Genomic DNA, 25567 nt, shown 5'->3' on the forward strand with positions numbered 1-25567 from the left:
TGTTAAAGTTCCTTTCTCAACCTGGCCACCGGAATGTTCATTTGTTCACGGTATTTTGCCACAGTTCTTCTGGCGATGTTGTATCCTCTTTCTTTTAAAATTTCGGTCAGTTTCTCGTCGGCCAAAGGCTTGCGCTTATCTTCGTTACCGATACAGTCTTCAAGAATTTTCTTAACTTCTTTATTCGAAACTTCTTCTCCGTTTTCGGTCTGAATAGCTTCTGAAAAGAACGATTTTAACAAAAATGTTCCGAATTCCGTTTGCACGTATTTTGAGTTTGCCACCCTCGATACCGTAGAAATATCCATATCAATTTTATCAGCAATATCCTTTAATATCATCGGGCGCATTTTACGCTCGTCGGCAGTTAAAAAATATTCGTACTGATAATGCATTATGGCATTCATTGTTTTAAGCAAAGTCTGTTGGCGCTGTTTGATCGCATCGATAAACCATTTTGCCGAATCGAGCTTTTGTTTAACAAACTGAACAGCTTCCTTAAGTTTTTTATCTTTTGAGGAAGCCTTGTCGTAATGCTCGAACATTTCCTGGTAAGAGCGGCTCACCTTTAACTCGGGTGCATTTTTAGAGTTCAGTGTCAAGATCAAAACACCATCATTATTGCTGATATGAAAATCAGGAATAATTTGCATTTGCTTTGTGGTAACCTGATTGGCATCGCCCGGTTTTGGGTTCAGTCTTAAAATCTCGTTAACCACCTCTTTAAGCTCTTCGCTATCTAAACCAAGGCTTTTTTCAAGTTTATCATAATGTTTGCGGGTAAACTCGTCGAGGTAATTCTCAACTACGTTCATCGCCTTAATAATAATCGGGTTATTGGGGTCTTTCCGCTTTAGCTGAATAAGCAAGCACTCTTTTAAGTCTCTGGCGCCAATGCCCGGAGGGTCGAAACTTTGAATCAGCTTTAGCATTTCCAAAACATCCTCTTCTTCAACCATCACGTTTTGCGAAAATGCCAAATCATCAATCATCGACATCAGCGGACGACGTAAATAACCATCATCATCCAGACTTCCGATAATCTGCTTACCGATAATAAAATCCTGATCGGACAGGGGGATCAGGTCTAACTGCTCTTGCAGGCTCTCGAAAAAAGTACTTTCAATTGCAATTGGCGTTTCCTTTTTCTCTTCATCGTCATCGCCATTATTATAGTTGGTGCTATAATCATTTGCCGTGTCGTCTTGCAGGTAATCATCAACATTAAATTCGTCGAGGCTTGTTTCTTCCTGCGAGCTTTCGAAATCGTCTGGCCCATCATTTAAATCGTCATATTCGCCTTTGGGTTCTTCCTGCGTCATTAAACTCGGATCTTCAAGCGCAGGATTATCTTCCAACTCCTCTTTTACCCTTGTATCTAAAGCAACGGTTGGCACTTGCAACAATTTAATGAACTGAATTTGTTGAGGTGATAACTTTTGTAATAACTTTTGTTGTAAATGTTGCTTTAGCATATTGTTTAAACGATTCGGAGCAAAAATAAACAAATCATTTCAGATATTTCTTGCAATTCATCCAAATGCTGTTTGTTATGTTTGGTTTAAATTAATTCGTAAACGTTTGTATAAAGCTAAATGTTTGCTACTTTAGTAAATAAAAGTCATCCAAAACATAACTTATGGGATTTATAAAAGAGTTTAAGGAGTTTGCGATAAAGGGCAATGTAATTGATTTAGCTGTCGGTGTAATTATTGGCGGTGCCTTTGGTAAAATTGTGCAATCGCTTGTAAATGATTTAATTATGCCGCCAATCAGCTTGTTAATCGGCGACAAAGGCTTTACTAACTTTTATCTTCCGTTGAACGATAAAGTTAAAACTGCATTTCGGGCAAATCCCGATCTTTCTTTAGAGGATGCAAAAAAACTCGGTCCAGTTTTCGCCTGGGGAAACTTTATAACAGAGGTAATTAATTTTTTAATATTGGCTTTTATCATCTTTTTAATGGTAAAGGCAATTAACGCCTTAAAACGCAGAGAAGAAGCCGCTCCATCTGCTCCGCCAGCACCAACAAAAGAAGAAGTATTGTTAACAGAAATCAGAGACCTGCTGAAAACGAAGGCTTAGTTTCTAATCAATAAATATAAGCGTCAAGAACGTGCTTTGCTACAGGGTAGCTGCACGCTCAGGTTTATTTTACGGGTTTTTAACAATCTCGGGGTTTGTAATGATCACATAATCTCCAAGATCTTTGAATTTTTCCCAGTCGGGGTGCTCAAAACTATCGTCGCTGAAGGCGGAAATATTTAAGGTTTTTATTTTTGGGGCGTAACGTGCCAACTGAGCGGGAATTCCCAACTTTTCGTCACTATGAAAGCGCCCATTAATATGAAGGACTTTCGCAGATCGCTGTGTTTTTAAATATTTCGCAATCGACCATGCCATTGTTGCATCCCAAAAGTTCTGCGTTTGGTAAACTTTCATCGATCCCATGTTATGCCCACCCAGTAGAGCGTTGAATTTTTCATAGTATCTTCCTGACGCTGTATCAATTGGTAACGGTGGCAGAAAGGTAAAAGATGACCGCGGAAGTAATCTTAAAGCTTCCAACCCGCCCTTTGTAACTGCATTACTGTATCGTGCTGCGGCGTTTGCCGCAATAACACGCAATTTATTGGCTTTCGCATATTCAATTAAGGGACGGTAATCGCTGTAGTTTGACCATGCTCTCCCTTCTTTTATAAAGTTGCTCTCCGATATCGCTCCAGCTAGGTATTCGTCGAGCTCGGGCTGCACATCCGTATAAAACATTTCGAGGCTAAGCGCCGTTTGTGCCGGAAACCGCTCATTCATTTTTCGTAAAATCATCAGCTCCAGAGAATGTCCTATCGAGTCGTTGTGTTCCTCACCAAAGAAAAGGACGGTTGCTTTATCCATATCCGCTACAATATCGCTGATCAATGCAAGCCTCTGTCGTCGTACATCGTAAACCTTAAAGTCTGGGTTCATTTCTTGTCCACGCAAATTTGAAAAGGCGCAAAAGGCGATCAAGAATAATAAATATTTCATGCGCTGAAATTAACGAAATATTTTTCACCGATAAAATGCGGTTGCTTACCGCTGTTTCGGAAAGTTTTGAGGAATGATTATAGGCTATTCATTTCCTTTGTCATACTTTCGGTTGATAAACATTCACAAATGGAAAATTTAAATATAAACGAAAAAAGTTCGTCAAAAAGTTCGGGAAGGGTTTGGATGGGCGTAATAATTGTAGTTATTGGCGTCGCATTTTTACTCGACAATATGGGATTAGATATTCCTAACTGGGTATTTACTATTTGGACATTTTTGCTTGCGTTGGGTTTATTTATAGGCGTAAAGCGTAATTTCAAAGGAATTGGATGGCTAATATTGGTTTTAATCGGCGCTTTTAACACCATTGACGACATGCGTCTCGATTTTGATGCCTCCAAATATGGGCTCGGATTTGGACTGGTCATTATCGGCGCTTTCTTGATTCTGAGACCAAAACAGTCGAAAAGAAAAATGGGTTTTAAAGATCGTTTAAAAGGTGAGTTTGGCGTAGAAAGCGGTAGCCTGCCCACCGATGCTCCGCAAAATACTGCTGGGAGTAACGATAGTATAGATGTCATCGCGGTTTTTGGTGGGTCGCATCAAACGGTGTATTCAAAAAACTTTCGCGGCGGCGACATTAGCGCAGTGTTCGGCGGAGCAGATATCATCATGACCCAGGCTGATTTTACTGACTCCATCTCGCTTGATGTTACCGCCGTATTTGGTGGTATTAAATTAATTGTTCCTCCCAATTGGGCAATAAAATCGAACGTTACTGCAATATTCGGCAGCGTTGAGGATAAAAGAGGGCATATGCTACCCGTTGACCAAATGCACAAAACCTTAGTTTTAGATGGTACGGTGCTGTTTGGAGGCATTGAGATCAAAAGCTTTTAAATTAGCTCATTGGTTCATTAGTTGAATTCGTTCATTGGGCATTAATTCCTGACCACCTGCCCGGCAATTCAAAAACAATTAACCAGTTGGCCGATTAATCAGTTAACCAGTTCAGCAGTTCACTAATCTACAATCATTTACTAAACAAAAACAAGTTGACAACTAGACCGCTTTCCGTACCTCAAATACAAAAAATGTCGACTGCAATTGCTATTGCATGGTTTCTTTTGTGTACTGTGGGGTTACACTATATGGTAAACTTTTCGTGGCTAATTTCGCTTGCCGATAGTTTCATCAGCAACTTTCTGCTTGTATTGGCCTGTATTGTAATCAGCAATATGTTTGGGTATTACCAGCCCAAAAAGGAGCGTATTCTTTATGTGCTGATCATTACCCTGGCGTTAACCGTCGTAATTATTTACCTCGCCAAATTGATCATCCTTTATATTTTCGCCGATTTTAAGGAATATCAGGATTTTTATAACTTTTCGTTTTCGTTCCGTGGCCTGATCTCATTTATGTGTTTGGGCTGGTGTGCGCTCGCTAATATATTGTGGTATAAACTCGAGGAACAATCAGAAACACACGAGCGGCTTTCGGCAGCCAAAAGCCTGGCAAAAGAAGCAGAATTGAATAAACTTCGGCACCAGTTACAGCCACATTTTTTATTTAACAGTTTAAACTCTGTATTTGCACTTACCATGGTTAACCCCAAAGAGGCTGGCGTTATGATCACCAAACTGGCCTCATTTCTTCGGGGGACATTGAAACGTGATGACGAATTGTGGGTTTCGGTAGAGGAGGAGATGGAATACATTCAGCTTTATCTGGATATTGAAAAGGTGCGTTTCAGCCATCGGTTAAATATTGAGGTTAACGTGGCCGACGACACCTTAAATTTATGCTTGCCCGGAACATTGTTGCAGCCCATTGTCGAAAACGCGATCAAATTCGGCTTGTACAATACTTCTGCAGGCATTACCATCAAAGTTGATGTTACCGTAGATCGAAATATATTGGAACTGCGTGTACAAAACCCGTTCGACCCCGAAATGAAGGCTGCAGGGGGTACTGGGTTTGGCTTAAGTGCGATTAAGCGACGATTGTATTTGTTATTTGCCAATCCACATTTATTGCAAACCGAAATTCAGGCAAATAATTTATATATTACCACCTTGAAAATTCCACAAAAAAATGATCAGAACGATACTAATTGATGATGAACCTTTAGCTAGAGATATTGTTAAGTATTATCTTGCAGATCATCCTGAAATAGAAGTTGTTGCTGAGTGCTGCGACGGCTTCGAGGGGTTAAAGGCGATACATATGCATAAGCCTGATCTTATTTTTCTGGATATTCAAATGCCAAAAATAAGTGGTTTCGAAATGCTCGAACTCGTAGAAGATAAGCCGGCAGTCATTTTTACAACCGCCTTTGACGAATATGCAATTAAAGCCTTTGAAGTTAATGCCGTTGATTACTTGCTTAAGCCAATCGATCAGCTTCGTTTTGATGCGGCCATTAAAAAGCTACCATCAAGATTAAACCAGAAGGATAATACCGAGGCCGTTTTAGCTGCCGCGGCGCTAAGCCCTGCCCAAAACAATAGGGTAGTGGTAAAAAAAGAAGGTGTAATAAAGATTATTCCAACCGGCGATATCAATTACCTTGAAGCGGATGACGATTATGTGAAATTAAGTACGGTTGACGGCGTGTTTTACAAGAATAAAACAATGAACTACTTTGAACAAACGCTGGATTCTAATTCGTTTATCCGTATTCACCGTTCGTACATAATTAATTTGGCGCAGGTTACTAAGATTGAATTGAAGGAAAAAGATAGCTATGTGGTTTTGTTAAAATCTGATATTTGGTTGCCAGTGAGCAAGACCGGTTACGTGAAGCTAAAAGCAGCTTTGGGATTGTAAGTAAAAGTTAAATCGGATTCATTGCCCCTAACTTCAGTCAACGGTTTAAATACAAATTTTAATTCTTTTCCGTGATTTCTCTATTTCCGTGGCATTATTTTGCAAAGTAGCCATGTTTAAAAGCGATTTTCCCTGCATTGCCGTTGACTTCAGTCAACGGTTTTAAAAAGAATAACTGCATTTGCCAATTAGAATTCCTCCCAAACTTTTCAAATAAAAATAAAATTAAACACATTTGCATTTGTAATCAAATCGCTTTATATTTGCACCTCTTAATTTTGAAATTAATAAGATAATATACAGTCATGAAAAGAACATACCAACCTTCGCAAAGAAAGAGAAGAAACAAACACGGCTTCCGCGAAAGAATGGCAACAGCTAACGGCAGACGAGTATTAGCATCACGTCGTGCTAAAGGAAGAAAAAGATTAACAGTTTCTGACGAACGCAAGCATAAAGCATAATTTTTGATTGCTTTTCCGAGTAATCGGAATCGGCAGATCAGAATCTGCAAATATGCCACAGGCATCCCGTTGGGGACAATCAAAAATAGATGTACACATTCAAAAAAGAAGAACGGTTATGTAGCAGAAAACATTTAGATCTGCTATTTAAAAACGGTTCTTCTTTTTTATTATATCCCTTTCGAATTTCCTATCTTTTTATTGATCAGCCCGACAGCGTTCAGGCTCAGGTGGTAATCAATGTTCCGAAAAAGAGATACAAGAGAGCGGTCGATCGCAATACCCTTAAGCGCCGCATTCGCGAGGCTTACCGTCTAAATAAGCAAGAAGAATTTTATTCGAAACTCCCATCTGATAAGGGTTTGCTGTTATTTTCCATTCAATTTGTGGGAAAAGAAAAGTACGAATTCGCATTTATTCAGAAAAAGTTAATCGCCACTTTTAAGCGCTTTAAAACCTTAATTGAACCGAATGAGAATAATTAACAAAATTTTCGGCTGGCTTTTTTTGGGCTTAATAAGGATTTATCAGTATGGCATTTCGCCTTTATTGGGCGCAAATTGCAGGTTTACACCCACCTGCTCGCAATACGGCATTGAAGCAATCCGCAAATATGGTCCGTTTAAAGGCGGTTGGATGGCGCTGAAACGCATAGGTCGCTGCCACCCCTGGGGAAAACATGGACCAGATCCAGTGCCCTAAGTTATTAATTATCAATAATCAAATCTCAATTATCAAACGTTTCAGGGGGATAAAAGAGAATTACCAATAATCACATCTTAATTATCAATAATCAAATTTCAATGATCAAACTTTGCAGGTTGCGAACTTCGTCATATGGGATTGCTAGTCGCTAGTTTGTTATTGCTGATTGGTCATTCGTGATTGAGTCATCCGATGAATATAAGCAGCATGTCGATATTCATCGGATGACTTCTTGATTATTTGATTTATTGCTCATTGCAAATTGCTAATTAGTCATTTCTCCCGACTCCGGACTTCCGACTTCAGACTATCTTCTTATCTTTGCGGCATGGCTAAAATACTTCAGATAGAAACTGCTACTCAAGTTTGTTCGGTTGCTGTTTCAATTGATGGAAAGACGGTTTCAGTTAAAGAACAGAGTGGTCAGAATTTGCATGCCAGCAGCCTTACCCTTTTTGTTGAAGAAGCAATTAAGTCAATTGGGCTAAGCTACAGTGAAATAGATGCAGTTGCGGTAAGCAAGGGGCCGGGCTCTTATACTGGTCTGCGCATCGGCGTTTCTACTGCGAAAGGACTTTGCTACGCGTTAGAAAAACCCTTAATTGCCATTGAAACACTCAAAATGATGGCCGCGGGATTTTTACTTGAAAACCGCGATTACAAAGGCTTGGTTTGCCCAATGATTGATGCCCGGAGAATGGAAGTTTACACTTCGGTTTTCGACGCAGCGTTGAATGTGATCGAGCCAACATCAGCCAAGATAATCGACGAAAACAGCTTTTTAAATCTGCTGCCGAACAATCAAATTACATTTATTGGTGATGGTTCATCAAAATGTGGCGACGTTTTGAACCATGCAAACGCTTGCTTTAGCGATTCGAATTTTAACTCAGCGGCCTACATGTCGGGTCTGGCCGACAGCGCTTTCAACAATGGTCAATTTGAAGATGTGGCCTATTTTGAGCCGTTTTACCTCAAGGATTTTGTAGTTACACAACCAAAAAAAGCCCCACCCAAACAAAGCTAGTGATTTGGCTTTTTTATGCTCGTCCCTCCCCAGAAGGGAGGGTTTTGAAGGACAATGATAAGCCCAATACTACTACTTCAAGGTTAAAAGTACTGCCCCTAAAAACCCTCTCTTCGGGAGAGGGCGGCGCTGAGCCATAGATTACTTCTTACTTTCAAAGGGTGAGGCTCTTTCAAAGGGAGACGCTCTTTACCTCTTCTTCTTAAATACAGAAAACAGGTTTTTAAAGAAACTTCCTTCGTTCTGATCGTTTATGCCAGGCATTACGTCACTAAATTGAGGGTGGTTAACCACATTGCCAAATTTTATCCCCACACCCATATAAAACGACGCTCCGTTTGGTCCGGAGCCAACAGTTGCATCTTTTTTTATTGTTCCAATGGTTTGGAAACTTGTGGCAATTAAATTATCGGTACCTAAAAACACTTCAAAATTAGGTGTTTGGTACTTGGCCTGAACGCCCAACATTGCCACGTTATTGAAGTTGTAAATCGGCGTAACGCTTCCCGAAAAGTTGTTGACGCTAAACTCATTCACAAAAGCAACGTCGCCACCTTTATAAAATAGGTTTTTCGAAATGGCTAGCGCCGGTTTATAAAAACCAAATCTTTTAGAGGCATACACGTCAAGTTTGGCATTTGTAGGTTGTAAAAACTTTTTACTGTGCTCGGCAGCTCTAAAAATATCCTTGATGCGCTCATTCGTATAATCCTGCCCAAATCTTGAGTTTTCAATTTGCTCTACCTGATTTATCGCAGCGGTTTTGGTTTTGCTCCGCCACCAGATGAAGCCCAAATCCTTAATATGCGTCATTAAGAACAATCCCTTTTTAGTGGTATAGTTGGTACCAAAACTTAACGAAAGCCCCGGATTTTTGAAGTTGGGGATAAATGTTTTCTTATTGATCTCGTCTGTACGAGAAAAACTTCCATAATAAGTTCCTGCCAAACCTAAATACAAATCTTTTGTGTCGGGATCAACGTACAGATAAGAATCGTCAACCTGTACCTCATTATAGGCAATACCACTCAACAAGCTTACCTTTGCGCCGAAAGCCAGTCTTTTGTCCCAGTTTTCTCTGTATGTAAAGCTAAACTGGTGATACGTTTGTTGATATCCTTTCGTATTAAAAATATCAAAATACTCTTGTCCTTGGGTAAATCGGCCATAATTATCAAAAACAACTAAAGTCTCGTTGGTATAATCTACGTGGGCATCAGATCGGATTTGCCAGGCGAAACCCATTTCCTTTTGATATTTGTACGATTTGAACAACCTAAAGGCGGCTACATAAATATTACTGTTTTCAAATAAAAGATTGCGTTCGCCAGTACCAATTGGCAACGATCCTGTATCGTAAACACCTTCTTGCGTAAGCTTTCTGATGGTAAATTTAGATGAACCCTTATTGATAGCGTTCGACCCAAAGTAGGGGAGGAAAAAATTAGATGAAAACTTTCGCGACGAATCTAATGTAAATGACTTTTGAGATGGATTTTCGAAGGCATCGAACATGGTTTTGCTGCCGAATAAGGCGTATTGTTGTGCCTGAGCGATCTGAAAGCCTAAAATGGCGACTAACGCAAGTAAAAGTTTCTTCATGTAAAGGTGGTTGGGACTTATAGTTCTTATTAACGATTGGTAAGCGAATCTGGTATCTCTTGCTTTAAATATTTGTTTAATAGTAAGTTAGTAATGAATTTTGATTTGTCGGCGCTCATTTGATAACAAAATGTATCGAAACTTTTCAGACCGCTATCGGCTCGCAAATGTTTATAATAGGGCGAAAGCACATTGCGTCTTAAAATGTCAACCGAGTTTTTGGTATTAATGTAATAGGTAACGTTGGAGGTGTTGGGAATCTGGTTTATGGCATCCAAATATTCGGGCAGCTGAATCAACAATCTATTATTTTTGTAATCGTTTAAAAATACCTGAACAGTGCTTGCATTGTTTGCCACAACCAAATTGTTATCAATGATCGTATAATAAGGCCGTTTGAACTTTTTAAAAGGCTCACCGAAGTAACTGAATAAGATATCCGATGATTTAAAGATCTTGATATCTTCATTATAATCGGCACTTACATCCAGCAGCAGTTGCTTTACCTTTTCGCCGTTGCTTAAGGCAATAGCACCCAACTTTTCTCCCGTCTTTAGCTCAAATGCAACGAATTGATTCTGCATATAAGTCGAAAATACAGCATTTAAATCAATCCTGTACTGGTCTCTAACCCTTTTTATGGCCGATTGAACGTTTTTGTTTTCGTTGTTTTGAGTATGCAACAGCTGTAGTTTTTTAAACCAGTTTTTATATCCATCAAAAGCGTACAATGCATAATTAGCCGTATTATTGGGCAATATATTTTGAATTGAAGTTTGCTGCGCCTCCATATTTTCGAAAAGCTTAATAAAATTTCCTTCATCATTTACCACCGTATTTCCATTAAAAAGGATTCTTTCTTTGCTGAAATTGTAAGTAAGTGTTGCAAAACTATTTTGCTTGTTAAATAACGAGAGCTCGCCATTGAGGCTGCCGGCAATAATATTTTTGAGCAACGCGGGCGACTGGTTAAAATTTACGTAAAGCGCCAAAAGTACATTTTTGCTGTGGCGGGTGCTTTCCTTTATGTATTCCGTAAACGGATTGCTGGCTAATCTGGTTCCCGCATCCTTAACCAGCTTTAGCGAGGTAGACAAGGTAAGAACCTGATTTTGGATGCCTAAAAATGTGCGCAGGCTGTCATTCAACTGTATCGCATAAAGGCCTTTTTCTACCTCGGTTATTTTCTGTTTGCCCTTCAATTTGCTGTACAATTGCGTAATATCTAACTGTGGCTGAATTTGTACCGTAAGCAGATAGTTTAACGTTTTGTTCGAATCGGGCAAGATACTGATGTAAACAGGCTGATCTTGAATGAAGTGATTGATAGACTTATCATCAACAATGCTTTCCTTCAGCTGTTTCAATAAGGCCGTTTTTTGTTCGCCAATTACTTGTTGCAGCATGTGTTGGCTTCCTATTATTTCGTAAAAGCTTTTATCGTTGTTAAATGACAAAACCAGTGCAGCGTTGTTTGTGGCCGATTGCAGGGCAAGGTCTTTCGCATCATTTTCGTTGCCCAGTTTCGAGAAATAGTAATAGGCCATAAAGGCGATTCCTATGAATAATGCGGTTACTAAAATGAGTATCTTTTTCATCTGCTTTGAAACAAATTTAATTTATTACATTGATTAGTGAGAAGTTCTTTGTCAATTTATTAATTTAGCAACTGCTATAAGCGAAAATACATGAACAACCCCAATGAGATGAGCTCATGAATACAAATAAAAATATCATCAACTAATGAACAAAAGAATAATACTTACCGCCTCTTTTTTAGGTGCAGTTGCTGTTTTATTTGGCGCATTCGGTGCTCATGGTTTAAAGGCCTTAATTGATGCGCCATCGCTCGAAATTTGGCAAAAAGGCGTTGACTATCAGTTCTATCATACTTTTGCCCTTTTATATCTCTCTACCTTTGCCAGATACAGGAACAAGCTAATTAACATTGCCTATTTTTGTTTCACTTTCGGTATCATTTTGTTTTCGGGCTCACTTTATCTTCTGGCAACAAAAAACCTGTTAAACCTCGATTTTGTAAACATCATTGGCCCGATTACGCCAATGGGCGGACTTTTGTTTGTGCTGGGATGGATTATGTTATTCTTTGCTGCTGTAAAAGATAAATAATGGATCATTTTGAAAGCGATATTTTTACAGAGAGAGAAACACTCTTTGTTGAGGTTATTTTGCCCTTATCGTTGGCAAAAAACTATACCTACCGCGTTCCGTTTGAGTTAAATAATCAAATCGAGATTGGCAAGCGGGTTGTGGTTCAGTTCGGGAAACACAAAATTTACGCTGCCTTAATCAGTGCCATATCAACCCGGCCACCCACCGCTTACGAAGCCAAATATATCATCGATATTATCGATGCCGAACCCGTAATTACGCCCACCCAGCTTCAGTTTTGGGATTGGATGACCAATTATTATATGTGCAATGAGGGCGATGTAATGGCGGCGGCATTACCAGCAAGCTTGAAACTGGCCAGCGAAACCATTCTTGTGCTTCGCGATGATTTTAGTGACGAAATTGCGCTTACTGAAAAAGAGGAAATTATTATCAGCACACTTAAAAAGCAACAAAAATTAACAGTTAACGATGTTTCGAAACTTTTAGGGCAGAAAACCATCTATCCCATCATAAACAATTTGTTAGAAAAAGAACTCATTCTGGTAGCCGAAGAAGTTGTTCAAAAATATAAGCCGCTGCTAAAGTCGTTTGTTATGCTAAACGATTTCTATGCCGACCAGGAGAACCTGAAAGAACTTTTTTCGGTTTTAGAACGGGCGCCAAAACAGCTGGATGCATTGCTGGCTTATTTGAAGCTCCAAAAAGCCAATCTGCCGATTGCTAAAGAACAGTTGCTGGAAGAAAGCAATTGCGGCCCCGCCGCCTTAAAAGCGCTGACGGACAAGGAGATTTTTGTTATAACCAAACGCCCGGTTAGTCGCCTGGCTGCTCACGATGAAGAATTTAGTGTAAACTTTCAGCTAAACGATGCGCAACAAAGTGCGCTGCATCAGATTAATAAAGCGTTTGAAGAGAAAGATGTAGTGCTGCTTCATGGTGTTACCGCGTCCGGCAAAACCCAGGTGTACATAAAATTAATAGAAGAGATTGTTCAAAACAGCACGGGACAGGTTTTGTTTCTTTTGCCCGAAATTGCGCTCACCACACAAATTGTAGAACGCATAAAACGTTATTTTGGCAACGCAATCGGGGTTTACCATTCTAAGTTCAACAACAGCGAACGCGTTGAAATCTGGAACAAGGTTAGAACCGGGGCATACAAGGTTATTTTGGGTGCCCGTTCGGCTGTGTTCCTTCCATTTCAAAACTTAAAATTGGTTGTGGTTGATGAGGAACACGAACCATCGTACAAACAATATGATCCTGCTCCAAGGTACCAGGCACGAGATGCTTCGATTTATCTGGCACATCTTCATCAGGCAAAAGTTATTTTGGGCTCTGCAACGCCATCTTTAGAAAGTTATTACAATGCGCTGCAAGGCAAGTACGGCTTTGTTACCATGAAAGAACGCTTTGGAGGTGTACAATTGCCTAATCAGCAGGTCGTAAGCATAGCCGAAGAAACCAAGAGAAAAACAATGGTTTCCTATTTTTCAAGCGTCTTAATTAAAGATATCGATCAGGCGCTGTCGAAAAAAGAGCAAATCGTTCTTTTCCAAAATAGGAGAGGATATGCAACAATTCTGATCTGCGCAACGTGCGGTTATACCCCAAAATGCGTAAATTGCGATGTAAGCTTAACCTACCACAAAAGCAGCGGTAAATTGCATTGTCACTATTGCGGCTTTCAGCAAAGCAGCGTAAATATATGTCCCGCTTGCGGTTCCGTTCATGTTGAGCAAAAGGGCTTTGGCACCGAGCGCATCGAAGAGGAATTGAAGTTGTTATATCCTGATGTCAACATCGCCCGACTGGATATGGACAGCACCCGAACCAAAAATGGCCTTCAGCAAATTTTAAACGATTTTCAGGAAAAGAAAACTGATATTCTTATTGGTACGCAAATGGTTGCCAAAGGACTGGATTTCGATAACCTCAACTTAATTGGCGTAATTAATGCCGATACGCTGTTGGGTTATCCCGATTTTAGGGCTTACGAGCGAAGTTTTCAATTGCTTGCACAGGTTGCAGGTCGTGCAGGCCGGAGGGCCGATCAGGGAAATGTTTGCATTCAAACTTACGACGCTGAAAACAGGATTATTAAGCAGGTGGTAAACAACGATTACGAAGGCATGTACAATGATGAAATTGCCGAACGCGAGCGGTTTTTGTACCCACCGTTTTCGAGAATGATATTTTTGTACGTTAAGCACAAAGACGCTCATATTCTTGATCACGCTGCACTTAATTTAGCCAATATTTTAAAGGCAAAGTTTGGAAAACGTGTACTCGGGCCAGAGCAACCATTGGTAAGCCGGGTTCGGAATATGTATATTAAACAGATTATTATCAAAGCTGATAAACATACCGCTATTCAAAAAGTGAAGGATGCGCTGAGACAAACACTCACAGAGTTTAATGCTACAAAGGAGTTTAAGGGCGTGCTTACGCAAATAGATGTTGATCCCTATTAGGAATGACCAATTAGCAATAATCAGTTAGCAGTTCGCAGTTAGCAATTAGCAATAATCAGTTAGCAGTTTGCAATAATCAATCGAACAATTAAGCAGTTAACCAATTCAGCAATTAACCGATTAAACCAATGATCAGCGAGCCAATAAAATTCTGCCCGTTGATTTTCTGCAACTTATAAGAATGTGGATTTTTTTGCCTTGAATCACCATTTAAAAAAGCTAATTTTGAGGCTTCATGGCGTATAAATTTGTTGATAATTACCGAGAGCGTGGTGCGAGAAAGAAGCTGGTTGAATTACTGAAGTCTCGCGGAATTGAAGATGAAAATGTATTAAAGGCGATAGGGAAGGTTCCCAGGCACTTCTTTTTTGACGAAACTTTCTGGAATCAAGCCTACAAAGACATTGCTTTCCCCATCGGCGATGGACAGACTATTTCGCAACCCTATACTGTGGCCTACCAGAGCGAACTTTTGCACATCAAAAAAGGAGATAAAGTGCTGGAGATTGGCACCGGTTCTGGCTATCAAACCTGTATTTTGATGGAGCTTGGCGCAAGGGTTTTTACTATTGAGCGGCAGGAAAACATTTACAACAGAACTATTCAGGTATTACCCGGAATGGGATATCGACCAACCTTTTACTGTGGCGATGGATCAAAAGGCATTGCCGAACATGCACCCTACGATAAAATTATTGTAACAGCAGGCGCCCCACTTGTGCCCGAAATATTGCTTAAACAACTGAAAATTGGCGGCATTTTGGTAATTCCGGTGGGCGACGAGAAGACGCAGAAAATGGTAACTGTAATAAGAGTGAGCGAAACCGATTACGACAAAATTGTTTTAGATACTTTTCGCTTCGTCCCTTTGGTGGGCGATCAGGCTTGGTAGTCAGTTAGTCCACAGTCGACAGTCCCTAGTCTAATCGCTATATACCCTAAATTTCTGACTTCTGACTTCGGACTTAAGACTATCTCTTCATCGCCCGGTCTAATTCGCGTTTCGTATCCCTGTCTTTAATGCTGTCGCGTTTATCAAATTCTTTTTTTCCTTGGGCCAATGCAATTTCGATTTTCGCAAAACCACGTTCATTTATAAAAATCCTTAACGGAACAATGGTGTAACCTTTTTCTTCGCCCTTTAATTTCAGCTTCCTGATTTCCTTTTTTTGCAACAGCAATGCCCTGTCGCGTTTAATATCGTGGTGATAAAACGAGCTGTGGCTGTACTCAGAAATGTGAAGGTTCCTTACATATAGATTGCCGCCAACAAACATGCAAAAAGCGTCTGTCATATTCGCCTTGCCTTGCCTGATCGCTTTAATTTCTGTACCCAGGAGCGCAATACCCGCTACGTATTTATCGAGTAAATTATAATCAAAATAGGCTCTTTTGTTCTTTATGTTGATATCGTTTTTCAAAATTTTTCTTAAATATAAATCAGCAAAAAATGCTGGGTTGCAAATATCTTAAAAATTGACGTTAAAATCTGGTTTTTGCCATAAATCTTAACATTGAGAGGTAACAAACTAAACTTCATCTGTTTGTAAAAGGTTCAGAATACATTGCTAACTTCGCATATAAACGTTTATGTTTGAAAATTAAACACTAAAAATGAAATTCAAAAGCCTAATTTTTATTACGTTACTCATCGCTGTTTTCCAGGTCAAAGCGCAGCAACCTACCGTTTTGCCTCAATTTACGTTTTTTAAGTTAGATGGGAAACCATTTTCTAACAAGGACTTAGTTCAGGGAAAGAAAAACCTGTTTATGCTTTTCGATTGTACCTGCGAGCATTGCCAGAGAGAGGCCAAGCTTTTGAACGAAAACCATGCGCAATTAAAAAATACCAATATTTATATGATTACCCTGGATGAAGCGTACATTATTCCGCAATTTTTCACCTCTTATGCAAAAGGATTAAATTCGAAACCGAATGTTACCGTATTGCAGGATAAGAACCGAACCTTTATTCCAACCTTTTTGCCGAAAATGTATCCGGGTATTTATCTTTATTCTGCTACTGGCAAATTGTTGGTTTACAATGCTGGCGACGGAGGTATCAAAAAAGTGGTAACCGCGTTGAGAAAAATTAAATAATTCCGCTGGCTTCGTATTTCGCAATCTGCCATTCTCTGGTTTAATTTGTTGCATAATAACCAATATGAGTGGCGTAAAATACTTAGTGGTTAAATTCTCTGTCATCCTGAGGCACGAAGGATCCCCTAGCAATGGAATACTAGCTCCAATAAGGAACAAACCCAAATGGCGAAAGCGTGTAGGTAGATCAAGTTTGGTGCTGGTAGAAAACACCTGCCTACAGCAGGCGGGGATTCTTCACTGTGCTCAGATCTAATAGTTATCGGTTGACAAACAACCGAAAATAAACCTATCGAATAATCAACACCGGAATACTTACTTTGTGGCGCACAGCATTTACAGTAGTTCCAAAGATCAGGTCTTTGAGTCCTTTATGGCCATGGGCGCCCATTACCAATAGCTCGATTCCGTTTTTATTGGTGATATCGGCAATCGCCTTTGCCGTGCTACCGAAGCCAATAAACGTGGTTGAATCGTAACCCAAATCTTCTAAATTAACCTTATACTTTTCGAGATTATCGGCGTCACTTTGTGTCTCGTGGTCCATAGTCTCTTTACCGTGGTACCTTGCAGCGGCGGTTTCTACCACATGAATGAGGTAATAATTGGCATCCTTACCGCCTTGTATTAGCGCATGCCGAATCGTATTTCTGTCGTTTTTAGAGAAATCGACCGCGATGCCGATTTTTTCATAACTAATCCGCTCAATCTTCCCAATGTCAAGCGCATTGCCATGCGGAACCATTTGCCTGTCGCGATTCTTTTTTTCGATCAGCGGATGGAAGAACACGTACAGCAACAAAAGTACAATGGCAATTAGTGCCGGTATTACGATGACAAAAATCCACCAGGTGTTGCCATCTTCTTCTTTTACCCAGCCGGTTACTTCCTCAAATACCAGTTTTACGTTTAACGCAATAATGGCGATTGCACTCGTCCATGCCAAAACTTTTACCCAGGGCTTAATCGCGAAATCCTTCATCAGTTTTTTATCTGATGTAAAATGAATGAGCGGCACAATGGCAAAACCGAGTTGTAAGCTCAAAACAACCTGACTGAGCACAAGCAAACCTCCCAATGCATCGTCGCCATAATGGATTATGGTAAAAAAAGCGGGAATAATGGCCAACAAGCGGGTGATTAATCGGCGAAGCCAGGGTTGGATCCGTAAATTGATATGGCCTTCCATTATAATCTGGCCGGCAAGCGTTCCGGTAACTGTTGAACTTTGGCCTGCGGCAATTAACGCAATGGCGAACAGGGCAGGAGCGATGTTACCGAAAATATTCGATAATAGTTTGTGGGCATCCTGAATCTCCGCAACCTCATGCAACCCGTTCTTATAAAATGCTGCAGCGGCTAAAATCAGGATTGCAGCATTCACAAAAAAGGCTAAATTCAAGGCAACAGTGGTGTCAATTAAATTGAATTTTAATGCTTCCTTAATGCCCTTATTCGTGCGTTCTATCTTTCTGGTTTGTACCAATGAAGAGTGTAAGTACAAATTGTGCGGCATTACGGTTGCCCCGATGATGCCGATGGCAATGTACAGCGCATCGCCGCCTAAAATGGAAGGCTCAAAACCTTTGGCCACTTCTTTTAATGATGGTTCTACGATAAACATTTCTACCAGAAACGAAATCCCGACGATGAAAACCATTGAAACAATGAAGCCTTCCATCGCCCTCATGCCTTTATTAAGAAGGAACAAGAGCAGAATGGTATCAAAAATGGTAATCGATATCCCCCAGATTAGCGGCAGGCCGAAAAGCAGTTGTAAGCCAATGGCCATACCGATAATTTCGGCTAAATCGCAGGCAATGATTGCCGTTTGGGCCAAGCCGAACAACGGAATATTTGCCCAGCGGGGATAAGCGTGTTTGGAGGCCTGTGCCAGATCTAAACCTCTAACTATCCCGAGGCGAGCACTTAACGATTGCAATAACAATGCAATCAGATTTGACATTAACAGCACCCAAAGGAGCTGATAGCCGAACTTACTTCCGCCGGCCAGGTCTGTTGCCCAGTTTCCCGGGTCCATGTAACCTACACTGATCAGGTAAGCCGGACCAATGAAAGATAAAATTCTACGCCAACCTTTTCTCTTATCTGTGCTTACGCTTTGGTGTACCTCACTTAGCGATTCGGTTTTTGCCATTACTGCTTATTAAAATATGTTTTGCAACTTCTCTACTAATCACAATTTGTTTATCGGCCAACAGAATTTCTACTGAACCATCGAAATCCGTAACATCAATTACCTCGATTTGTTTTCCAAGCGTGAGCCCTAATTTTTCAAGGTGCTTTAAAAACGGCGAACTGTGCTGACTAACCCCCGTTATTGTTCCGGTTTCGCCAACTTTCAGTGCTATCAATTTTATGAACTGAGTTTGTGCAAACCGCCCGTTCTTATCCGGAATAGGGTCTCCATGGGGGTCTGATTTCGGGAAGCCGAGAAATTCATCAAGCCGCTCTATTAAATCGTCTGATTTGATATGCTCCAACTCTTCAGCAACGTCGTGCACCTCATCCCATTTAAAGTTCAGTTTATCTACAAGGAAAACTTCCCAAAGCCTGTGCTTTCGAATGATGTCAATCGCTGCGTTTTTGCCCTTCTCAGTGAGGGTAACGCCCTGGTATTTGACATAATCTACCAATTCTTTTTCAGCAAGCTTCTTAATCATATCTGTTACCGAGGCTGGCTTGGTTTGCATTTGTTCGGCAATCGCATTGGTTTGAACGCTGTTGCTTTTTTCTGCAAGGTGATAAATAATTTTGAGGTAGTTCTCTTCAGTAAAACTTTGCATTTAAATTTATCTAATTTTATTTTTAGGTAAATCTAAAAAATAATATTTAAAATTTACAGGATAAATTTTGTTAAAATTTAGAATTTAATTTGGTTATGTTTGTGATCTCATTTCCTTTAACTATATGGCAACAGAATTAGATAAAATTGATTTTAAAATTTTAAGAATCTTACAAGAGAATGGTAGAATTACCAACTTGCTTTTATCACAAGAAATTGGCTTATCGCCAGCACCAACATTAGAGCGTGTTCGCAAACTCGAAATGGCAGGTTTTATTAAAAGTTACCATGCATTAGTTGACGAGGAAAAACTGGGACTGGGAATTAAAACATTTATTCAAATTCAGCTCGATTTTCATAAGAATAACACCATTCAGATCTTTTTGGATGAGGTGAATCAAATTAGCGAGATAACCGAATGCCATCATGTAACCGGGCAGGCAGATTTTCTGCTGAAAGTGTATGTTAAGGATATCAAGTCGTATGAGCGTTTGATTATGGAGAAAATCAGTAAGATTTCTGTTGTTAAAACGTTCCAAACGATGATGATTATGTCGACAACGAAAAAAGAGCCGATTGTGCCTTTGGAATATTAAACGCAAATCAATCTATTCTTTTTGTCATTCTGAGGTACGAAGAATCTGTTCCCCACTAAGCACGAAGCTTTGATTCAGCACAAATCCACAATTTAGGTTTGTGCTTTATTGAAGGTAGTGTTCTATCGCTTGGAGATTTACTTCGTAGCTGCTTCGCGGTCTTCACTGCCTGCCCGTACCAATGCTATTAAGTTAAGGATAAAACGAAAAAATATTGTCATCCTGAGCATTTCGACTACGCTCAATACAGGCTCAGTCGAAGGACAGATATTTTTCGTTTTATCCTATAGAAAAGGTCTTCGACTGAGTTTATCTTGAGCATTTCGACTACGCTCAATACAAGCTCAAGTCGAAAGGCTCAGATCCGATAGCTATCGGATGACAATTGACAAGCTTAACTTAATAGCATTGCTGCCCGTACCGTCAGGCGGGCGTTCAGAATGACAGCGTAGCTGTTTACAAACTACTAATAAAATACGTATTCATTATGCCGGTAAATTCCAGTCAATTGGTGTTAAATTATTTTGAACGAGCAATTGATTTGTCTTTGAAAAATGCTTCGACCCTAAAAAGCCGGTATGCGCCGAGAAGGGTGATGGGTGAGCGGCCGTAAGTACGTAATGCTTTTGCTGATCGATTAAAGTACTTTTTGCCTGTGCATATTTTCCCCATAACAGAAATACCACGTGTTTTTTCTTTTCAGATAATGCTTTAATAATTTCGTCGGTAAAGATCTCCCAGCCGCGGTTTTGGTGCGAGCCGGCTTCCGAAGCCCGAACCGTTAACGTGGCATTTAAGAGCAGTACACCTTGCTCTGCCCAGTGCGTTAAGTTGCCGTGATTTGGCGTTTTGAAACCTTCAATATCGGTTTCCAGTTCCTTATAGATGTTCTTTAGCGACGGCGGAACAGCCATACCACGCTGAACTGAAAACGATAACCCATGCGCCTGTCCTACACCATGATAGGGGTCTTGACCCAATATCACTACCTTGACCTTATCAAAAGGAGTAGTATTTAAGGCGTTGAATATATCCGATCCCTTAGGGTAAACCGTTGCACCATTTTCTTTCTCTTGTTCTAAAAAAGATTTCAGGTTTTTCATGTAATCTTTTTCAAATTCATGATCTAAAACGGCCAACCAACCCGGTTCTAATGCTGCAGACATAATTGTTATTGTAATATTGGTTAATTGTTGAAATTGTTTAAACGGTTAACTGCGTATTGCCAATTGCCAACCGTAAATTGAAAATTGCTAACTGTAAATTGCCAACTGCTAACTGCAAACTATCTACTTCTTATAAATAGCAAGCAAATCGCCTTCCAGCGTCGTGTTAGGTCCTTCGGTAATTCTGCCGAGTTCTTTTCCTTGCTTATCAAACAGAATAAAAGTAGGTACCCTTGTAATGTCGAGTCCGTTTAATAAACCATCTTCCGCTTTTTTATGACCGTCGACCGCAATTATTTCGACGTTTTTCTCTTTGAAATCCAAATCATCCAAGATTTTGAAAAAGTGAGGAACGTTTACCTTGCTATCACCACACCAGGTACCAAAAACGATTTTTATTTTCTCTTTCTTAACCAGCTTCTTCAGTTCAGCAATGGTAGCCGGATCTGGTGTATAAGAAGCATACAAAGGATCGTACATTTCTTTAAATTCGGGGAAAGTCATCATCCCTTCGCGAGAGCAGGTGTTGATAAGGATGTCCTTATTTTTTGCCTGATCGTGGATTTTTTTGTTTACTTCTTGTGCTGAAACATTCATTGCAAGTACGATGAGGGTTATTGAAAAGATAATTTTCATTTAAAATAGTTTAATTGTTGAGCCAGTGAAATTTTTTATGAAATTATTATTTTAAAATCTAATTTCTGCCATTTAAAAACGATATTTGCAAAAAAAAGAGATTTAAATTTATGCCAAATTATATCAGATTAATTGCGGGGTTTGCTTTACTAGGTGGCGCAGTAGCTTTATTTATTTTCGGTTACTGGCCCTGGGGTATTTTAGCCATTCTTTTGGGCTTAATTGTATTAGTAACCTATTTCTTTAATGAAAACATGCTTTTGGCGCAATGGTTTCTACGAAAAGACAATATGCCAAAAGCTAAACAATTTTTAGATCGCATTACCAATTACGAAAAACAATTGATCAGTGTTCAACACGGTTACTATAATTTATTAATCGGTTTGATAGAAAGCCGGACAGCACCGATGCAGAGCGAAAAGTACTTTAAAAAGTCGCTTTCCCTGGGTATGCAGATGGATCATAACATCGCCTTAGCCAAGCTTAGTTTAGCTGGTATTGCAATGGCCAAACGTAATAAACGCGAAGCCACAATGTATTTAGCCGAGGCAAAAAAGGCAGACAAAAATAAATTGCTGGCCGATCAGATTAAGCAAATGAAAGACCAAATGGGTATGATGGACAAACAACAACAAGTTCGATACCGATAACGATTCAAATACGATTTTTAAAAGCCATTTCTTAAATGAAATGGCTTTTTGCGTTTTATGGGAATTGCCTTTTAGCCTAGATAGCGTTTTTTAGCCTGTCGAGATTAAAGCATATCGAATTCTATCTAGTGTTGCTGGCACCTACAGAGCTGTAATTATTGATGCGATCTTTTTAGAAATAACCAAAAACTAAAATCGCATTTAAATTGTACTATAATAAATAAAAATTTATATTATGTCGACATCTCAAGAAGGAAGTACCAATAACACGCAAGAAGAAGGTAACATTAAAGATTTAGGTGGTGAAACGGCCATCGAAAAACTCAGAGACCTGGCCGGAAAGGCTGAAAGTTGCTTTTTTTGCACCAATATAAAAACAGGCGTACCGCTCTCTGTTCGCCCAATGGCCATACAACAGGTAGATGACCAAGGAAACATTTGGTTTATGAGCTTGTCAGATAGCCATAAAAATGAGGAAATTTCTGCTGATCCATTTACACACCTGCTTTTTCAAGCTGGCGCACACGCTGGATTTGTGAATATTTATGGAATTTCAGAAATCAGCAGAGATCAGGCTAAAATTGATGAACTTTGGACGCCGCTTCTTAAAACATGGTTTCAGGGAGGAAAAGACGACCCAAATATTACATTGATTAAAGTAGTTCCATCAGAAGGATACTATTGGGATACCAAGCACGGAACAGCGGTTGCATTCTTAAAAATGGCGGCTTCGGTAATTACCGGAAAAACCATGGATGATTCGGTAGAAGGTACTTTAGATATTGATTAGGTCTCGGTTCAATAGTTCACTAGTTCAGTTGTTCGTTAGGTTAGATGGTTAACTGTTCGATTGTTGAATTGGTTAATTATCAACTGCCAATTGTAACTGAAAAATTCCAACTGAATACTGTCAACTGAGAATTGTCAACTGAAAACTGAACCATCACTTATCGCCGAGATAGTCGAAGCCCTCAAGGTCTTCACGCAGGTTTCTTTTGCTCAGGATATCATCTTCCTCAGTTTCGGCTTTTTTGAAGAAAAGTGCTTCCGCCTGGATTCTTTTAATCAACTGGCGAACGAGTGTTAAGTCGAAAGCATCTTTGCTTAGTTTAATGCAATATTCTCTTTCGTTAATTTCTAAGCTTGAAGTATTCATAAAGCAATCATTTTTAAGTTTTCGATTGCTGTAAATATAGAAAAGGCTTGCTAAAGATTTGTTAGCAAGCCTTTTAAATTTATGTTATGTTTGTGTTAACGATGATAGCAGTTGTAAGCTATGCAAACTGGCAGTTATTGCTATTTCTGAGATAGAAATAATCCATCATCAGTTTTAGCAACCTTTAAAATACCTTTGCTGGTTAATGCTTTAAGTGTAGTATCCCATTTTTTGTTGCTCCAATCAGAGAGCTTCGCCTTAACATCAGCTAAAAGATATTGTTCTCCTGCCGAAACCAACGAAAACAACTCCGTTTCCTCTGCTGTGAGCTCAATTTTTTTCTTCTCAGGACGCATCTGCGGGAAGAATAACACTTCTTGAATCGTGCTTTGGTTGGTCATCAGCATCACCAATCTATCAATACCGATGCCCAGGCCCGAAGTAGGCGGCATGCCATATTCAAGGGCACGAACAAAATCATCATCCATTACCATGGCTTCGTCATCACCTCTCGCTGCCAACTTCAACTGATCTTCGAAACGCTCTTTTTGATCGATTGGGTCGTTCAACTCCGAATAAGCGTTGGCAATCTCTTTACCATTTACAAAAAGCTCGAAACGCTCTACCAAGCCTTCAGCCGAACGGTGTTTTTTGGCCAATGGCGTCATTTCTAACGGATAATCAGTAATATAAGTAGGTTGGATGAGGTTTGCTTCGACCTTTGCACCGAAAATTTCGTCTATTAATTTACCACGACCCATTGTAGCATCTATTTCGATGCCTAAATCTTTACACGTTTGCGCAATTTCATCTTCTGTCATAGCCGAAACATCAATTCCGGTGTATTTCTGGATAGATTGGTACATGGTTAACTTTTCGTACGGACCTTCGAAATTAATTTCGTTCTGGCCAACTTTAACCAATGCCGAACCTGTAGTTGCAATGGCCACTTTCTCCAGGCATTCTTCAACCATGGCCATCATCCACACATAATCCTTGTAGGCTACATAAATTTCCATTGAGGTAAACTCAGGGTTGTGCGTACGATCCATGCCCTCATTGCGGAACATTTTACCGAACTCATAAACACCGTCAAAGCCAGCAACAATTAAACGCTTTAAATACAATTCATTAGCAATACGCAAATACAGCGGCATATCTAACGTATTATGATGTGTAGCGAACGGACGTGCCGCCGCACCCCCGTGAATGGGTTGTAAAATAGGTGTCTCCACTTCCATCCAGCCCTGATTGTCAAAATAACTGCGCATGGTATTAATTACCTTGCTGCGTTTAATGAAGATCTGTTTGTAATCTGGATTTACCGTTAAATCAACGTAACGCATGCGGTAACGCAATTCCGGATCGGTAAAGCCGTCGTAAATATTTCCATCATCATCACGCTTTACAACAGGAAGCGGACGTAACGATTTTGCCAAAACCTTAAACTCAGTAACATGTACCGAAATTTCGCCGGTTTGAGTAGTGAAAACATAACCTTTAACGCCGATGTAATCGCCAAGGTCTAACAGTTTTTTAAAAACGGTATTATATAAGGTCTTATCTTCATCAGGACACAGATCATCACGCTTTAAGTACAGTTGAACACGCCCTGTAGAATCTTGCAGTTCGGCAAAAGAGGCGCTGCCCATAATGCGGCGGGTCATCAATCTTCCGGCAATACTAATCGTTTTATAAGCAGTTTTATCTTTTTCGTAGTTTGCATTAATATCTGCAGCATACGCATTTACCTCGTATGCTTCGGCAGGATAGGGCTCAATGCCCAGTTCGCGTAATTGTTGTAACGACTCACGTCGCAATATTTCTTGTTCTGATAATCCTATACTCATTTCAGGTATTTTTTGCAAAAGTAATAATTTTTTCGAGGAGTAGTGTGTAGAATAAGCGTAGTACTAGCTACGGTTGCAAAGTAAGTGCTTTACAACTAGACAAGCCATTTCCGTAGAAAAATGAGAATCAATTCGTTAATTTTCGTATATTTAAGTTTCAAGCAACCAAATGATCAATGGGTTTATCTTAAACGCTTAAAATTTCCCTTCTATTTATAATCAGTGTTTTTCCGGATCGAAAATTTACAAGATGCTGAAGTGAGGTGTGGAGTGTGGAGTGTGGAGTGTGGAGTCCGAAGTCCGAAGTCTGAAGTCTGAAGTCTGAAGTCTGAAGTCCGA

General features: G+C 39.9%; 26 protein-coding genes. 15 read left to right on the forward strand and 11 right to left on the reverse strand.

Translation table 11 applies throughout. The annotated features are described in order from the left end of the window. Nucleotides 1-2: 2 nt before the first annotated feature. Nucleotides 3-1475: an RNA polymerase factor sigma-54 gene (gene rpoN, locus IZT61_RS00190; RefSeq protein WP_196099204.1), complete on the reverse strand. Its 1473-nt coding sequence runs from the start codon at nucleotides 1473-1475 to the stop codon at nucleotides 3-5. A 164-nt stretch (nucleotides 1476-1639) separates the two neighbouring features. Here rpoN and mscL point away from each other — a divergent pair, with 164 nt between their 5' ends. Beyond that, nucleotides 1640-2086, forward strand: a complete 447-nt coding sequence (gene mscL / locus IZT61_RS00195; RefSeq protein ID WP_196099205.1) for a large conductance mechanosensitive channel protein MscL — start codon at nucleotides 1640-1642, stop codon at nucleotides 2084-2086. 69 nt (nucleotides 2087-2155) lie between these two features. Here the strand turns inward: mscL and IZT61_RS00200 are convergent, their stop codons facing one another. Then, nucleotides 2156-3028 carry a ChaN family lipoprotein gene (locus tag IZT61_RS00200; protein WP_196099206.1) on the reverse strand — a complete coding sequence of 291 codons (873 nt, stop codon included), beginning with the start codon at nucleotides 3026-3028 and terminating at the stop codon, nucleotides 2156-2158. A 129-nt stretch (nucleotides 3029-3157) separates the two neighbouring features. Between IZT61_RS00200 and IZT61_RS00205 the strand changes: the two genes are divergently transcribed. From IZT61_RS00205 to tsaB, 7 genes are all read left to right on the forward strand, one after another. Next, a complete protein-coding gene (locus IZT61_RS00205; RefSeq protein WP_196099207.1) occupies nucleotides 3158-3931 on the forward strand; it encodes a LiaF transmembrane domain-containing protein in 774 nt (257 codons plus the stop codon). A gap of 194 nt (nucleotides 3932-4125) precedes the next feature. Further along, nucleotides 4126-5148 (forward strand): sensor histidine kinase, encoded by a 1023-nt coding sequence (locus IZT61_RS00210; RefSeq protein WP_230383801.1) that lies wholly within the window; start codon nucleotides 4126-4128, stop codon nucleotides 5146-5148. Beyond that, entirely contained in the window at nucleotides 5126-5860 is a 735-nt protein-coding gene (locus tag IZT61_RS00215; RefSeq protein ID WP_196099208.1) for a LytR/AlgR family response regulator transcription factor, read from the forward strand. The genes IZT61_RS00210 and IZT61_RS00215 overlap by 23 nt, the downstream gene beginning before the upstream one ends. A gap of 305 nt (nucleotides 5861-6165) precedes the next feature. Further along, the gene (gene rpmH, locus IZT61_RS00220) at nucleotides 6166-6324 is read left to right on the forward strand and encodes a 50S ribosomal protein L34 (RefSeq protein ID WP_010601723.1); all 159 of its coding nucleotides are present in this window, start codon (nucleotides 6166-6168) and stop codon (nucleotides 6322-6324) included. Nucleotides 6325-6413: 89 nt separating this feature from the next. After that, complete coding sequence (locus IZT61_RS00225; protein WP_196099209.1) at nucleotides 6414-6809, forward strand: ribonuclease P protein component; 396 nt, start codon at nucleotides 6414-6416, stop codon at nucleotides 6807-6809. Continuing rightward, a complete protein-coding gene (gene yidD, locus IZT61_RS00230) occupies nucleotides 6796-7026 on the forward strand; it encodes a membrane protein insertion efficiency factor YidD (protein ID WP_196099210.1) in 231 nt (76 codons plus the stop codon). Before IZT61_RS00225 ends, yidD begins: the two co-directional genes overlap by 14 nt. 331 nt (nucleotides 7027-7357) lie before the next feature. Then, nucleotides 7358-8056, forward strand: a complete 699-nt coding sequence (gene tsaB / locus IZT61_RS00235; protein ID WP_196099211.1) for a tRNA (adenosine(37)-N6)-threonylcarbamoyltransferase complex dimerization subunit type 1 TsaB — start codon at nucleotides 7358-7360, stop codon at nucleotides 8054-8056. Nucleotides 8057-8245: 189 nt separating this feature from the next. On the opposite strand, the gene IZT61_RS00240 is transcribed toward tsaB, so the two are convergent. Further along, a complete protein-coding gene (locus IZT61_RS00240) occupies nucleotides 8246-9658 on the reverse strand; it encodes a DUF5723 family protein (protein WP_196099212.1) in 1413 nt (470 codons plus the stop codon). Nucleotides 9659-9687: 29 nt separating this feature from the next. Next, nucleotides 9688-11256 (reverse strand): hypothetical protein, encoded by a 1569-nt coding sequence (locus IZT61_RS00245; RefSeq protein ID WP_196099213.1) that lies wholly within the window; start codon nucleotides 11254-11256, stop codon nucleotides 9688-9690. A 145-nt stretch (nucleotides 11257-11401) separates the two neighbouring features. On the opposite strand from IZT61_RS00245, the gene IZT61_RS00250 reads away from it, so the two are divergent. From IZT61_RS00250 to IZT61_RS00260, 3 genes are all read left to right on the forward strand, one after another. After that, nucleotides 11402-11788: a DUF423 domain-containing protein gene (locus IZT61_RS00250; protein WP_196099214.1), complete on the forward strand. Its 387-nt coding sequence runs from the start codon at nucleotides 11402-11404 to the stop codon at nucleotides 11786-11788. Then, on the forward strand, nucleotides 11788-14268 hold the full coding sequence (gene priA / locus IZT61_RS00255; RefSeq protein ID WP_196099215.1) for a replication restart helicase PriA: 2481 nt from the start codon (nucleotides 11788-11790) through the stop codon (nucleotides 14266-14268). The genes IZT61_RS00250 and priA overlap by 1 nt, the downstream gene beginning before the upstream one ends. A 235-nt stretch (nucleotides 14269-14503) precedes the next feature. Next, the gene (locus tag IZT61_RS00260) at nucleotides 14504-15160 is read left to right on the forward strand and encodes a protein-L-isoaspartate(D-aspartate) O-methyltransferase (RefSeq protein WP_196099216.1); all 657 of its coding nucleotides are present in this window, start codon (nucleotides 14504-14506) and stop codon (nucleotides 15158-15160) included. Between the two features lie 79 nt (nucleotides 15161-15239). Here IZT61_RS00260 and smpB read toward each other — a convergent pair whose 3' ends face one another. After that, nucleotides 15240-15689, reverse strand: a complete 450-nt coding sequence (gene smpB, locus IZT61_RS00265; protein WP_196099217.1) for an SsrA-binding protein SmpB — start codon at nucleotides 15687-15689, stop codon at nucleotides 15240-15242. Nucleotides 15690-15882: 193 nt separating this feature from the next. Here smpB and IZT61_RS00270 point away from each other — a divergent pair, with 193 nt between their 5' ends. Next, a complete protein-coding gene (locus tag IZT61_RS00270; protein WP_196099218.1) occupies nucleotides 15883-16368 on the forward strand; it encodes a TlpA family protein disulfide reductase in 486 nt (161 codons plus the stop codon). A 289-nt stretch (nucleotides 16369-16657) separates the two neighbouring features. Here the strand turns inward: IZT61_RS00270 and IZT61_RS00275 are convergent, their stop codons facing one another. After that, on the reverse strand, nucleotides 16658-18526 hold the full coding sequence (locus tag IZT61_RS00275; RefSeq protein WP_196099219.1) for an Nramp family divalent metal transporter: 1869 nt from the start codon (nucleotides 18524-18526) through the stop codon (nucleotides 16658-16660). Further along, nucleotides 18501-19175 (reverse strand): metal-dependent transcriptional regulator, encoded by a 675-nt coding sequence (locus IZT61_RS00280; protein WP_196099220.1) that lies wholly within the window; start codon nucleotides 19173-19175, stop codon nucleotides 18501-18503. The genes IZT61_RS00275 and IZT61_RS00280 overlap by 26 nt, the downstream gene beginning before the upstream one ends. 124 nt (nucleotides 19176-19299) lie before the next feature. Between IZT61_RS00280 and IZT61_RS00285 the strand changes: the two genes are divergently transcribed. Next, the gene (locus IZT61_RS00285; RefSeq protein ID WP_196099221.1) at nucleotides 19300-19770 is read left to right on the forward strand and encodes an Lrp/AsnC family transcriptional regulator; all 471 of its coding nucleotides are present in this window, start codon (nucleotides 19300-19302) and stop codon (nucleotides 19768-19770) included. 485 nt (nucleotides 19771-20255) lie between these two features. On the opposite strand, the gene ung is transcribed toward IZT61_RS00285, so the two are convergent. Both ung and IZT61_RS00295 read right to left on the reverse strand, forming a co-directional pair. Continuing rightward, nucleotides 20256-20936 (reverse strand): uracil-DNA glycosylase, encoded by a 681-nt coding sequence (gene ung / locus IZT61_RS00290; protein WP_196099222.1) that lies wholly within the window; start codon nucleotides 20934-20936, stop codon nucleotides 20256-20258. 123 nt (nucleotides 20937-21059) lie between these two features. Continuing rightward, entirely contained in the window at nucleotides 21060-21572 is a 513-nt protein-coding gene (locus tag IZT61_RS00295) for a TlpA family protein disulfide reductase (protein ID WP_196099223.1), read from the reverse strand. A gap of 110 nt (nucleotides 21573-21682) precedes the next feature. On the opposite strand from IZT61_RS00295, the gene IZT61_RS00300 reads away from it, so the two are divergent. Further along, nucleotides 21683-22222: a DUF2892 domain-containing protein gene (locus IZT61_RS00300; RefSeq protein ID WP_196099224.1), complete on the forward strand. Its 540-nt coding sequence runs from the start codon at nucleotides 21683-21685 to the stop codon at nucleotides 22220-22222. Between the two features lie 235 nt (nucleotides 22223-22457). Further along, nucleotides 22458-23012, forward strand: a complete 555-nt coding sequence (locus IZT61_RS00305; protein WP_196099225.1) for a pyridoxamine 5'-phosphate oxidase family protein — start codon at nucleotides 22458-22460, stop codon at nucleotides 23010-23012. A 153-nt stretch (nucleotides 23013-23165) separates the two neighbouring features. Here IZT61_RS00305 and IZT61_RS00310 read toward each other — a convergent pair whose 3' ends face one another. Beyond that, entirely contained in the window at nucleotides 23166-23378 is a 213-nt protein-coding gene (locus IZT61_RS00310; RefSeq protein WP_196099226.1) for a hypothetical protein, read from the reverse strand. A gap of 140 nt (nucleotides 23379-23518) precedes the next feature. Next, complete coding sequence (gene lysS / locus IZT61_RS00315; RefSeq protein ID WP_196099227.1) at nucleotides 23519-25228, reverse strand: lysine--tRNA ligase; 1710 nt, start codon at nucleotides 25226-25228, stop codon at nucleotides 23519-23521. Between the last annotated feature and the right edge of the window lie 339 nt (nucleotides 25229-25567).

This window comes from Pedobacter endophyticus (assembly GCF_015679185.1).
In the GTDB taxonomy this organism is placed as follows: domain Bacteria; phylum Bacteroidota; class Bacteroidia; order Sphingobacteriales; family Sphingobacteriaceae; genus Pedobacter; species Pedobacter endophyticus.

Bases quoted from the DNA above. Each gene is read 5' to 3' on its own strand.
- IZT61_RS00225 (WP_196099209.1), top strand. From the start codon at position 6,414: ATGTACACATTCAAAAAAGAAGAACGGTTATGTAGCAGAAAACATTTA.
- mscL (WP_196099205.1), top strand. From the start codon at position 1,640: ATGGGATTTATAAAAGAGTTTAAGGAGTTTGCGATAAAGGGCAATGTA.
- IZT61_RS00205 (WP_196099207.1), top strand. From the start codon at position 3,158: ATGGAAAATTTAAATATAAACGAAAAAAGTTCGTCAAAAAGTTCGGGA.
- yidD (WP_196099210.1), top strand. From the start codon at position 6,796: ATGAGAATAATTAACAAAATTTTCGGCTGGCTTTTTTTGGGCTTAATA.
- IZT61_RS00285 (WP_196099221.1), top strand. From the start codon at position 19,300: ATGGCAACAGAATTAGATAAAATTGATTTTAAAATTTTAAGAATCTTA.
- IZT61_RS00250 (WP_196099214.1), top strand. From the start codon at position 11,402: ATGAACAAAAGAATAATACTTACCGCCTCTTTTTTAGGTGCAGTTGCT.
- IZT61_RS00280 (WP_196099220.1), bottom strand. From the start codon at position 19,175: ATGCAAAGTTTTACTGAAGAGAACTACCTCAAAATTATTTATCACCTT.
- IZT61_RS00200 (WP_196099206.1), bottom strand. From the start codon at position 3,028: ATGAAATATTTATTATTCTTGATCGCCTTTTGCGCCTTTTCAAATTTG.
- rpmH (WP_010601723.1), top strand. From the start codon at position 6,166: ATGAAAAGAACATACCAACCTTCGCAAAGAAAGAGAAGAAACAAACAC.
- rpoN (WP_196099204.1), bottom strand. From the start codon at position 1,475: ATGCTAAAGCAACATTTACAACAAAAGTTATTACAAAAGTTATCACCT.
- IZT61_RS00245 (WP_196099213.1), bottom strand. From the start codon at position 11,256: ATGAAAAAGATACTCATTTTAGTAACCGCATTATTCATAGGAATCGCC.
- IZT61_RS00300 (WP_196099224.1), top strand. From the start codon at position 21,683: ATGCCAAATTATATCAGATTAATTGCGGGGTTTGCTTTACTAGGTGGC.
- IZT61_RS00240 (WP_196099212.1), bottom strand. From the start codon at position 9,658: ATGAAGAAACTTTTACTTGCGTTAGTCGCCATTTTAGGCTTTCAGATC.
- IZT61_RS00260 (WP_196099216.1), top strand. From the start codon at position 14,504: ATGGCGTATAAATTTGTTGATAATTACCGAGAGCGTGGTGCGAGAAAG.
- IZT61_RS00305 (WP_196099225.1), top strand. From the start codon at position 22,458: ATGTCGACATCTCAAGAAGGAAGTACCAATAACACGCAAGAAGAAGGT.
- lysS (WP_196099227.1), bottom strand. From the start codon at position 25,228: ATGAGTATAGGATTATCAGAACAAGAAATATTGCGACGTGAGTCGTTA.
- IZT61_RS00295 (WP_196099223.1), bottom strand. From the start codon at position 21,572: ATGAAAATTATCTTTTCAATAACCCTCATCGTACTTGCAATGAATGTT.
- tsaB (WP_196099211.1), top strand. From the start codon at position 7,358: ATGGCTAAAATACTTCAGATAGAAACTGCTACTCAAGTTTGTTCGGTT.
- IZT61_RS00210 (WP_230383801.1), top strand. From the start codon at position 4,126: ATGTCGACTGCAATTGCTATTGCATGGTTTCTTTTGTGTACTGTGGGG.
- IZT61_RS00215 (WP_196099208.1), top strand. From the start codon at position 5,126: ATGATCAGAACGATACTAATTGATGATGAACCTTTAGCTAGAGATATT.
- IZT61_RS00270 (WP_196099218.1), top strand. From the start codon at position 15,883: ATGAAATTCAAAAGCCTAATTTTTATTACGTTACTCATCGCTGTTTTC.
- ung (WP_196099222.1), bottom strand. From the start codon at position 20,936: ATGTCTGCAGCATTAGAACCGGGTTGGTTGGCCGTTTTAGATCATGAA.
- IZT61_RS00310 (WP_196099226.1), bottom strand. From the start codon at position 23,378: ATGAATACTTCAAGCTTAGAAATTAACGAAAGAGAATATTGCATTAAA.
- priA (WP_196099215.1), top strand. From the start codon at position 11,788: ATGGATCATTTTGAAAGCGATATTTTTACAGAGAGAGAAACACTCTTT.
- IZT61_RS00275 (WP_196099219.1), bottom strand. From the start codon at position 18,526: ATGGCAAAAACCGAATCGCTAAGTGAGGTACACCAAAGCGTAAGCACA.